This window comes from Neorhodopirellula pilleata, from assembly GCF_007859915.1.
Classification (GTDB): domain Bacteria; phylum Planctomycetota; class Planctomycetia; order Pirellulales; family Pirellulaceae; genus Rhodopirellula; species Rhodopirellula pilleata.
This window is the reverse complement of record NZ_SJPM01000011.1, coordinates 192,654-203,090: the sequence shown is the minus strand read 5'-3', so window position 1 is coordinate 203,090 and position 10,437 is coordinate 192,654. Positions and strand designations below refer to the sequence as shown.

The 10,437-nt window shown below is 53.9% G+C and carries 11 protein-coding genes and 2 tRNA genes; 6 read left to right on the top strand and 7 right to left on the bottom strand.

Annotated elements, in window-relative coordinates; all coding sequences use genetic code 11:
• From Pla100_RS22235 to Pla100_RS22215, 5 genes are all read left to right on the top strand, one after another.
• Positions 1-953, top strand: a 953-nt coding sequence (locus Pla100_RS22235; protein WP_231603362.1) for a DUF2314 domain-containing protein, incomplete at its 5' end; no start/stop codon positions are given.
• Between the two features lie 97 nt (positions 954-1,050).
• Entirely contained in the window at positions 1,051-1,461 is a 411-nt protein-coding gene (locus Pla100_RS22230) for a hypothetical protein (RefSeq protein ID WP_146580277.1), read from the top strand.
• A 595-nt stretch (positions 1,462-2,056) separates the two neighbouring features.
• The gene (locus tag Pla100_RS22225; RefSeq protein WP_146580275.1) at positions 2,057-2,668 is read left to right on the top strand and encodes a hypothetical protein; all 612 of its coding nucleotides are present in this window, start codon (positions 2,057-2,059) and stop codon (positions 2,666-2,668) included.
• Positions 2,669-2,757: 89 nt separating this feature from the next.
• Positions 2,758-3,234 (top strand): hypothetical protein, encoded by a 477-nt coding sequence (locus tag Pla100_RS22220; protein WP_146580273.1) that lies wholly within the window; start codon positions 2,758-2,760, stop codon positions 3,232-3,234.
• Positions 3,235-3,276: 42 nt separating this feature from the next.
• Positions 3,277-3,960, top strand: coding sequence for a transposase (locus Pla100_RS22215; protein ID WP_146580271.1), 684 nt, complete (start codon positions 3,277-3,279; stop codon positions 3,958-3,960).
• A gap of 330 nt (positions 3,961-4,290) precedes the next feature.
• On the opposite strand, the gene Pla100_RS22210 is transcribed toward Pla100_RS22215, so the two are convergent.
• The 7 genes from Pla100_RS22210 to Pla100_RS22180 all read right to left on the bottom strand — a co-directional run bounded on the left by Pla100_RS22210 (position 4,291) and on the right by Pla100_RS22180 (position 8,406).
• Positions 4,291-4,926 (bottom strand): hypothetical protein, encoded by a 636-nt coding sequence (locus Pla100_RS22210; protein WP_146580269.1) that lies wholly within the window; start codon positions 4,924-4,926, stop codon positions 4,291-4,293.
• Positions 4,927-4,940: 14 nt separating this feature from the next.
• On the bottom strand, positions 4,941-5,912 hold the full coding sequence (locus Pla100_RS22205) for an RHS repeat-associated core domain-containing protein (RefSeq protein WP_146580267.1): 972 nt from the start codon (positions 5,910-5,912) through the stop codon (positions 4,941-4,943).
• Positions 5,913-6,119: 207 nt separating this feature from the next.
• The gene (locus Pla100_RS22200; protein WP_146580266.1) at positions 6,120-6,488 is read right to left on the bottom strand and encodes a hypothetical protein; all 369 of its coding nucleotides are present in this window, start codon (positions 6,486-6,488) and stop codon (positions 6,120-6,122) included.
• A gap of 247 nt (positions 6,489-6,735) precedes the next feature.
• A tRNA-Lys gene (locus Pla100_RS22195) sits at positions 6,736-6,808 on the bottom strand.
• A gap of 67 nt (positions 6,809-6,875) precedes the next feature.
• Positions 6,876-6,948: transfer RNA gene (locus Pla100_RS22190), tRNA-Cys, on the bottom strand.
• Positions 6,949-7,163: 215 nt separating this feature from the next.
• Complete coding sequence (gene trxA, locus Pla100_RS22185) at positions 7,164-7,487, bottom strand: thioredoxin (protein WP_146580264.1); 324 nt, start codon at positions 7,485-7,487, stop codon at positions 7,164-7,166.
• Positions 7,488-7,602: 115 nt separating this feature from the next.
• Positions 7,603-8,406, bottom strand: coding sequence for an NUDIX hydrolase (locus Pla100_RS22180; protein WP_231603360.1), 804 nt, complete (start codon positions 8,404-8,406; stop codon positions 7,603-7,605).
• 273 nt (positions 8,407-8,679) lie between these two features.
• Between Pla100_RS22180 and Pla100_RS22175 the strand changes: the two genes are divergently transcribed.
• Positions 8,680-10,347, top strand: a complete 1,668-nt coding sequence (locus Pla100_RS22175) for a methyl-accepting chemotaxis protein (protein ID WP_197168148.1) — start codon at positions 8,680-8,682, stop codon at positions 10,345-10,347.
• The last annotated feature ends 90 nt before the right edge of the window (positions 10,348-10,437 follow it).

Genomic DNA, 10,437 nt, shown 5'->3' with positions numbered 1-10,437 from the left:
TTTCCAGCTTCACGAGCACATTCGCAGGCTTCCTCCCCACGGTTGGTCACCCTTCCGCAGTTGCCTTCGCCTCGTACTGTCTTTCTTCTGAGTTACATTTGGTATACTGCCTCGTCGTGAAAGAAACCGGAACTAAGTACAGGGGACTTGCACCCCACAAGATCACGCCCATGTTGGGCGTACTGCACCGGAGTGGCGGTGGTTGCATTTTTTGTCTGCTTGCACGTCGTTCGCCGCCACCCGGTGATGTCAACCGTTATCCGACTGAAATCAAACAGATGAATGACGATGCTGACCTTATCCCGGTATTCATGCCAGCACTTGGTGCGATCCTTATCGCAGCCGAGGACAAGAAGGGCGAGCCGTTAACGAATGATGAGGCTCTCACTATTCGCGACAATGCCGCTTGCATTATGATGACGCTTGCCGATGCTGCCAGGCTGGCCGAGTCTCGTGGCTATGACGATCTTGATCCGGAAAATTGCTGGTACGACTGGCAGATGCTCCGACGCGAACTGGACCGTAAGCCTGACCTCGATCCCGGTGCGCGTGTGGATATGTTCCGCGCCTCCGACCCTGCATACCAAGAATGCGTTGCTAACGCACGCGCAACGCTCGATGAGTTTCGCTCAATGATGCCGCGATTCGATTCGCATTCCTGCCTAATTAAAACGAAACTTGATGACGGCGAGTCGAGCGGTTTTGTCTGGCTGTTCAACGCGACAGCTTCCGACTCTGGATTCACCGCTGAACTATTTGAGGTTCCACCGTCCGTTCCGCTGCTGTCTGTCGGCCAAGTATTCGACATTGCCGACGCTGACGTGGTTGACTGGATGATTAACGATGATGGCACGCTGTACGGTGGGTTTTCATTGCGGTACCATCGTGCAAACCTTCCGCCTGACGAACGTCCGGCGTTTGACGCACACGTTGGTGTCACAAATTACGGATAACCATGGATTGCACCGGAGTCGGGCTTGCGGGCGTTTTCAAATGGATGACTTTACTCTCCCGACCCGGTGAATCCGGACGTTATGTGTTTAATCGCCCATGAACATTGACGACGTGATTACTCAAATTCAAAACAGAGAACCGGCGACATCGTTCATGCCTGTCGAGACTGACTGGGTCGATTCCGTGGCGAGGCGATTCCCCGGAATGCCAAAGGAACTCAGACATCTCTATTTGACTTACGGATACGGCCCAATTGGCAAGAGTCGATACATGATCCACTGCCTTCTGGAGCCGGATGAGATTTATGATCCGGAGACTGCGCGTGGATTGGACGGTGTGCTCATTGTTGGTGATGATTTCGCAGGCAATTGCGAGGCTTACGATGCAGCCAATGGTTGGCTGTTCGGTTCCATCGGTTCAAATGGCTGCTTCGAGCCTTACGACGGCATATACTTCTCGTTCACTGACTTCTTGGAAAAGTGGTTCGTTGCTGACGACGACACATAACAAAGCGGTGAACGGGAGCCGCCGATGACGCGGGTTTTGAAATCTTAGTTTTTCGGCGGCGGCCCCGTTACCGCCGTCGTTCTGCGATCGAATTGGACAATGACTTTCGCAATGGAAACTCCTCACATCCCTGGGATACGTGTGATTGACTCACGCGATATTGGAACGTCGATACGATACGAGTTCGTGATCGAAGAGGATTGTGTTGATTCCGCTATCACTGGGCTTTTAGCCGCTGCACCAAGCTACGAAGAATTCTCGTTAGCTGACCATCGTCGCGGCGACTGCGAATCGACAACTACGTTTCGTGCGAATATAAATGGATTCGAGATGACGACGGGAGGGCATGGGTGGTCTGGCGAGTGGAAATTCATCGACCTGACTTCCGCCTTGATGGAAATGACTGAACTCGCACGGTACAACTTGGGGCCACACTGGTGTAATTGCGGACACATCCTTGCCCGCAAAGGCAACCCCACAAGAAATGCTCGCAGAACAATCCGATGAACCCAAGCGGCGGAGCGGGCGTTTCCTGAAATCAACACTTTTTTGCCGCCGCTGGGTTATCGGTGGCGTTATGACCGGGAGGTAACGGATGGATTTACCCGCTGCTCGCGGAAGACTGGCAACACTCATCCTCGACGGCCTGGGCGCTGGCGAGAGGCGGGCTCGTTCCGAACTGAGTCCGGAGACGCTCTACGCAACCGTGCTCTACTCGGCCTCCGGATTTCGAGGACTAGTTGTAGCGGTAAATACACGTGAAGCTCTGGATCGAACCGCTGGGAATCGCACGGGAGTGGACGCCGGCTTGCTTGAGATGTTGAAAGACCATCCCGACCTACTTGCGAAAGCGGTCGCATCATCCACCCCGGAGCCGGACGTGTGCGTCTGCGACTGGGAGTACGTGTATTCAGATCTCCCGCACGAAGACGCAGAAAAATTGATCGATGATCTGTATGAGTACTTCTACGAGCTAGACTGGGAGCCTGAACCCATTTCAGATTGGTTTTTGGAGACCGTCAGCATTGCCGTACAAGAGTTCGCTCGGAGTTTGCCGCAGAACAACGGTCTGCTGCTCGGATTGCAGTTCAGTGACCCAAGCGTGGCTGAAACCAGAATGATGGAGGGCATTTCCGAAATGGTCAATTCGCCATTCTGGCACGCTAAGGTAATGGCGGCCTGCAACGTTCTGAGAGAAACGTCATAACGAAGCGGTGAACGGGAGCCGCCGACGACGCGAGATTTGATATCGAGAATTTTTGGTGGCGGCACCGTTACCGCCGACGTTATTCCGCTATGAAAATGCCACTGAAACAGCAATGCGAAGCGTGCAGAGACGGAATATTTGCCGCGATCATTGACGTTCTCCACGAACGCTCCGAATACATTACTTCGATCGAACGAACGGCGCGTGGCGAACTCCCCATCACCGGTATCGCACTCGAACTATCTCCATGGCACGGCGGCCTCGGTCTGTCACTCCGCCTATCAACCGATTTCCCGCTCGGTGACTTCCGTTACGATTCAGCGGATTGGCCACATTTCGATTTTACACACGGCTGCGCATCTCCCTCGATTGACCAGGCGATATCGATCGTCACCGAGATTTACAACCAAGGTAAAGAACCGGGAAATGATCTGCGCGAAATGGCCCACCTGACGTTCATGGCCGGGGCTGAGGCGATTTTGAATCCCAGTGTCGCCAGATTGCTCAACGGGGAAGAAAAGGTGTCCGGTACCGTTTTTGTTGACCCGGAAGGCATTTCCCCTTAGACTCGCACCTCAACTTTCCTTCTCCTTCCAGGGAAACGCGACATGGGACGCCCCAAGCGTGCGGATGCTGCCGGACATTGCTATCACATGCTCAATCGGGCGAACCTCCGTGCCACTATCTTCGAAAAAGACGCGGACTACGAAGCATTCGAGAAGATTCTCGACGAGGCTTTAGAACGCTTTGACCTGGAACTCTTTTCGTATTGCTTAATGCCGAATCACTATCACCTTCTGGTCCGCCCAGGTGTTGATGGCGAGATGGGGCGATTTGGTCACTACATAGGACTGACTCACACGCAGCGGTACCATGCCCACTACAAGACGACGGGAATGGGGCATGTGTATCAGGGGCGATTCAAGTCGTTTCCCGTCCAAAGTGATGAGCACTTCTTGACCGTTGCACGCTATGTCGAACGGAATGCTTACGCTGCCGAACTGTGTCATCGACCCGAAGACTGGAAGTTTGGCAGCTTGTATCACTGGCATCAAAAGACGAAGGCGTTCTCGCAGCGAGTGTCGTCATGGCCGATTCGCCGCACTCCGAATTGGATTCAACTGGTTGCAACGGATTTCAGTGAGCAAGAGCGAAAGCAGCTCGATTGGAGTGTCAAACGGGGAGTCCCCTTTGGGAGTGAGACATGGGTGGAGCACATCGCCAGAACATTCGACCTTGAGTCAACCATGCGACCCCGTGGGCGTCCAAAGAAAAAACCGGTCGAGAACTGAAAGGCCAAGCTGTAAACGGTACCGGACACCTTTTCTTCCCCGAAGATGGCAATGACTTCCTGTCATCGCTGAGCAACCGACTCAGGTGCAACGGCCCGCTACTTACCTATTCCGCCATTTCGGTGTCCGACACCTTTTCTTGCCCACCTTTTCTTCACCCTTAATCTTTGACACCTTAATCTTCTCTGAGGGTTAATTGGTACCTGACACCTTAAACTTCTCTGACACCTTAAACTTCTCCGCGAAGCGTTCCCTCAAAGATGTTGGCGACGAAATCCAATCGTCGCTACTTGCTCGGATGCAAGCGTCAGATACTTGCCTCTTTTGTCTTTAAGGCTCCTGACCCTTTTGATCGCTCCCCGTCCTAAAGATATCTCTAATCGCAAAAGCTTCTTCAATAAAAGCGTCCAACAGTTCGGTCGCTTCTATCTCAGAAAGATGCTTCCCCGCCGCCGCGAAGAACGACGAGCTCCCGTCGCCGTGTATAAGCAAAGAATCTCGATTAGCGTACGTTATGACCTCCCAAGAATCTCCATCGTACCCAGACACATGAAGCCGTCTTGGCTCGATCAACCTTGGGAAATGAGGGGCTTTGCAAGTCAACTTGCTAATCCTCGAAAATAATCGAGCGAAACGTGAGGGAAGGAATAAAGGAAGTTCTCTTTCGGGTTGAGCGAGCTTCACTCGCAGTTCATGCGACAGTTTCACGGAGGACAAACCAAAATAGATTTCGGGTTGATCGTGAAAATTCTCAATATAAACCCTAAATGGGTGGTTGTCAGTGAAGCAGTCAAGAACACTTAGAATAATAGGCTCACCAGTGGCAGCCAAAGCATCGATTATCGCTCTCGCACCAGCCAAGTAAGCCTCAGACTCATGCGGAGAAAATGCCGAACGGACATTAGCAGGCAATTGCTCGAAGCCTGATCGCCATGCCTCAATCTCAAGTAATGAAGATGAAATCATTTAGTCACTGAATCCTAAAATTTTGTGCATATCCTGGTCATAACACCAATGTATTGAATCCCATTGGTAGCGTCGTCTGTGCCGATACACTCCAAGAGGGTTCTTAAGTCATCCGCAACGTCCTGACAGTTAAACTGTTTTTGGGCGTACTGGAATTTTTCCAAGCTTAGCTCAAACGAACGTCGTTCGTGGTTGCAGCTCCCGCCACAGAGTGCATAAGCAGGCTGAGCAATGGCACCCCCAATCCCCAAACCTGCCAGTATTGCCAGTAGCTTCTTTCCTTTCCCGCCGTGCTTTTTGAGTCCGTCAATAATCTTATCCCATCCTTTTCTGGTCGTCTCACTTGGGTATCGTCCCGTAGAAGGAGTGCCTTGATTAAGAAGCGGCTCGAAACGAGGGTCAGTCATCATTTCAGCAACCTTCGTTCGAATTTCTGCAACGGTAGGCAGTCTTCCACCGTTGTCCCAATCATGGAAAAAATCGTTCCATTCGGCGCCCCATCCCGCTGACTCAAGTTGGCTGTGGACATCAGCTGGTAGGTCGTAGCCCCAATGATTATTATTGATGTCAAAACCCCGTGTTCCGAATGCCTCACCCCATTTCCAAGGCAGGAGGTGATGCCATGCCGTCGATGCTCGCCCGCTGGGGTCTGTTCCCCAAGGTATGAAGTATCCCTGATATAATGACAAACCATCCCAGTACCCGATTGGATCCCTGGAGCAGAACCGACCGGCCACTGAGTCGTACATCCGGGCGCGGTAGTGATACAGGCCCAAAGCCTCGTCGTACTCACGTCCGGTGTACGTATAACGGTTGTTCTCGGCACTCGTCGTAAGTGTAGTGCCAGCATCGTCGGTGATCGTAGGTGTGCCGTACGCCGAGTAGGCGTAGCGTTCGGTGACGGTACCGCCGCCGTTGGTTAGGGCGATGACGCTGTACTGTTGGCCGCGGTGGTAATAGATCAGACCTCCGCTACCTGCTCTCATCACGGGTTCGTCGATGTAGCTGCCGTGATAGTACGGAGACGCTTCGCTTGGGGTCAGACGCGGGATTCGGGATTCAGCCGTCCGTCAATCCCGAATCCCGCGTCTGACCCCGTCGAAGCCCTATCGAAATCAGGATGCGACCGAAGCGGGGCTGGTAACATCTAGGCACTTTTCAATGCCGAATGCGAAGTCCGCCTGCGGAGCCAATCAGAATGATGATTGGGTGATGATCGGTGGCAACCGGGGGCGCAAGTATTTCAATCGATCGGCGAAGGTAGGATTCTCTTTTGACATCGATTGGGAGGCGCGGTGGACAAACTCGACGGCATCCAAGATCAGTTGCCGATCCGATTCGCTAGCGATCGTGAGTTCCAAAGTAATTTTCTCGGGCGTTCGTTCAATCGCCTCTGGCTCGAAGTGAACGATTCGGTACATCTTGCCGTGTCGAGGTTGGCCACGTCGTTTCATTGCGTCGTATTGTGCCACAGTCAACTCGACGAAGCTATTCTCCTGAAATTCAATTTCGTGTGCGAAAATGATTTGCAGCGCTGGTATCAATTGGAATGCATCAAACATACTGGTCTTCTTTTCATGTGCCGGCTAAACCAGATCTTCAATGATCTTGCCGGTTCGAAAGAATACTGCGTGCCGGGGACGATGTCGCTGATGTGTTCGACCACAGGCTGCGACGCCACCAATCCAGCCCGTGAGTTCGACGCTTCCTATCCACGTGCAAATACAAATGCCCGAACCGAACACTAGTGGCTTGGAATTGAGAAGGAGCGGAAAGCACGCGGTGTCGCGTGCTTTCCGCTCCGAAGAATGCCCCCGCTAGGACTCGAACCTAGGACCCAATGATTAAGAGTCATTTGCTCTACCAACTGAGCTACAAGGGCGGGCGTCTCGATGTTCGGTTCGGTGGTCGATTGCCTCGACCGCCGACCTCGCAAGGTGACTCGATAGAGGCGACGGTGGGATTCGAACCCACGAATAAAGGATTTGCAATCCTTCGCCTTAGCCACTTGGCCACGTCGCCTTCCGTTGGACTCGATGACGAACAGGCGTTCGTCCCGAGTGGTTTAGGAATTTCGCATAAATTGTTCTCTTTAGGAAGACCGGGTCGAGCGGATTCACCAAAGAATCCGCGAACTCGTCTCAGCTCCTAAAACGAACAACTTCCGCGATACCGGAAAGATCGGCAATCGGCACGGAAGGCTTGAACGTTACGCCGGAAAAAAATGGCGAGGTCGATCAGACCGACGAAAGCGCTTCTTGCAACGCGGCCTTCGGCCGGACGCCGATAAAGCTCTCGCTGACTTCGCCGTTCTTGAACAACAGCAACGTGGGAATGCTGTTAATCCCGAACCGTTGAGCCACGCCGGGGTTCTCGTCGATGTTGATCTTGCCGATCGCCACGTTCGGGTTTTCTTCGGCAAGTTCGTCAATCATCGGAGCGATTTGACGACACGGACCACACCACGGAGCCCAAAAGTCAACCAACACGGGGGAATCGCTCTTGAGCACTTCCGTATCGAAATTATCGTCGGTGAATTCTTTGACTGCTTCGGAAGCCATCTTGTTTGTTCCTGATCAAGAAAAGTTGAAAGGGTCGAATGGAAAGGTCCGCTCTTGGCCCACAATTTAGCGATGCCCACAGTTTACCGAAGCCCACAATTTAGCGATGTGAGCTTCAAATACCAGAGGAGGCCAAATTGGCAGAATCGAACGCGTCGGACTTATCCGGCATCGATCGACGCAAACATTGGGCCAACTGATCCAAGATCACGGCCGTGGCCCCCCAAATCTGCCAATCCTGGTACATAAAAGCAGGTGCCTTGAAATCCAGGGAAGCGACGTTCGCCGCATCGAAGTGAGTGATTTTTCCGGCGGATCCGTCATCGCGCCCGCATGACGACGCGGGAGAGTTCATCGATTTGGCTTTCCGAATCGATCGACACTGGTTAATTCGGCGAATATTGCGATCACGCATGATTGCCGAAAGAGGCAGCTCCAAGACCTCGTCGACCTCGGAAGGATCCGGCGACCAAGTTCGCCCCTGTTGGCGGGCGACGAAGATCACCGGGGTAACTTGGTTGTCACTGGCATAAACGTATTGGGAGGGTAACTGTCCGCAATAGGCGACAATATCCGGTCGGACGCCGAGTTCTTCCTCGAACTCCCGTAATGCTGCCTGTTGGGGCGTTTCCCCCGCTTCGATTCGCCCGCCCGGAAAACAAATCTGGCCTCCGTGATGACGCAGCGCCGTCGGACGACGCGTCAATGGAATGATCCAATCGCCTGCCTTGTCGGGAGTTAGCACGACGGCGACGGCAGCTTGGCGCGATCGAATCCGCGCCGGTCCACGGTGGCGACCGTAGGCCAACTCGGGGGCCATCCCCCAACCCAATCCCGACTCGGATGCGGAAAATTCAGGCGGTCGATTGAGCAGTCGAACCAGCTGATTCGGCAAAAATTCGCATGAAATGGGTTTCATCCGCAGCTCGGCACCAGAACGAGAGACTGAAAAAAGTGGGCGTCCACAGAGGGGAATCGTCAAAGCCGTTGCGATCGACATGAATCCATGGCGATGACGCAAATTCTGCCCCCCCACGGATACGGGTGGTCACATTGCATGACCCACGTTTGTGGGAAGACGTTTCGCATTTGCTTCGAAACGTCGATGTTAACTCGACATCCAATTCACAAACAGACGAATTCCGACGCGGCTCGGATGCAGCGGCCACGTCGAACTTCAACGAGGGGCAACATGATACAACACTTTAAAAGACTTCCGATCCGCTACACAATTCTCGGACTTGCGGGGTTGCAGGTTGCCGTCGTGGCGGCTGCCATCTTGAGCCAGTTCAACGAACAGGTACGCAACGACACATTCAAAGATTGTCTTCGTCAGGCCGCATCGGTTGCGGATCTGGCTGATTCGATGCAGCATCGGTTATCCGCCCATTGGGCCAGCGGCCTGCATTCCCAAAAAACGTTGGCCGAGTGGGCCGAGGCGGGTGACACCGAAAAGGTGCTCTCGGCCGTTCCGATCATCACCACGATCAACTCGGTCATGGGCCGAGCCGAAGAAGGAGGTTATGAGTTTCGGACCCCCAAATTCAATCCTCGCAATCCCAAGAATGAACCCGATACGATCGAAGCCGAAGCCCTCACCGCGTTTCAGCGTGACCCCTCTCTCAAACAATATCACGTTCACGACGAAGAAGCCCATTCGATCCGTTATTTTCGGCCGATCCGTCTGACAGCCGAATGCCTGATGTGTCACGGATCGCCGGACACATCGCAAGAGTTGTGGGGCAACGACGACGGGCTGGACGCGTTAGGGTTCCCGATGGAGAACTACGCCGTCGGTGACCTGCACGGGGCATTCGAAGTGATCCAACCGACGGCAGCGGCCGAGGCCCGCGTCGAAGAAGCGACGGCGTCGGCGATCTATCTCATCGCGATCATCGTCGTACCATCAATGCTGGTGTTCTGGTGGTTGCTGCGTTCGTCGGTGGTATTGCCGATCCAGCGGAGCGTCAACACGCTCAACGACGCCAGCGAATCGCTCGTCCGCAACGCCAACATCGTCAGCGCCGGAGCGGCGCAAAGCAAATGTCAATCCGCCACCGTTAGTAGCGCGGCCGAAGAAATGTCGATCAACATCGAACAGGTCTCTCAAAGTACGTCAGAGATTTCCAACAAGTTGATTTCGATTTCGGGTTCGTTGAACCAAATGCAAGTGACGATCCGTCAAGTTTCCCAAGACGCCGAGGAAGGATCCACGGTCGCGACCGAAGCCCAAAACGCAGTCACGCAATCACATCATGACATTGTCGAAATGGGCAATTCGGCGGAGACGATCGGCAACATCATTACCGTCATTCAAGACATCGCCGAACAAACCAACCTGCTCGCTCTCAACGCGACGATCGAAGCCGCTCGGGCCGGCGAAGCGGGGAAGGGTTTCGCGGTGGTCGCATCGGAAGTCAAGGCGCTTGCGAAACAAACCGCCGAAGCGGCCGAGGACATCTGCGGCCGAATCACGTGCGTTCAACAACGCACCAGCCACGTGATCGAATCGATCGACGCGATCGAAAAAACCATCACGCGGGTGACGGCACTAAGCGGCGGCATCGCCAAAGCGGTCGAGCAACAAAGCCACACGACGATTTCGATCGCGGGCGAAGTCTCGGACGTCACTTCGCTTGCCAAACAGGTCGCCGAACGAATCGAAGAGAGCAGCTTGGCGAGTCGCGAAGTGACCGAGAACATCGCTCAAATCGACTCGGTCATCTGCGAGACCGCAGACGGTGCCGCTCAAAGTCTCGAAGCGGGCGAGCAGTTATTCCGTCTCGCCGAAGAGATGCAGGGACTCGTCCGACTGGCCGTGCGAAGCAATGGGCGGGAACTTACCAAGTTGGTAAAATAGCCATCGAGGACCGATCACAACGTCGGTCCCTGATGACTTCGAAAGCCTGGGTGGTTTTCATCATCCAATTCGCCCCCGTCCCGCGACCCG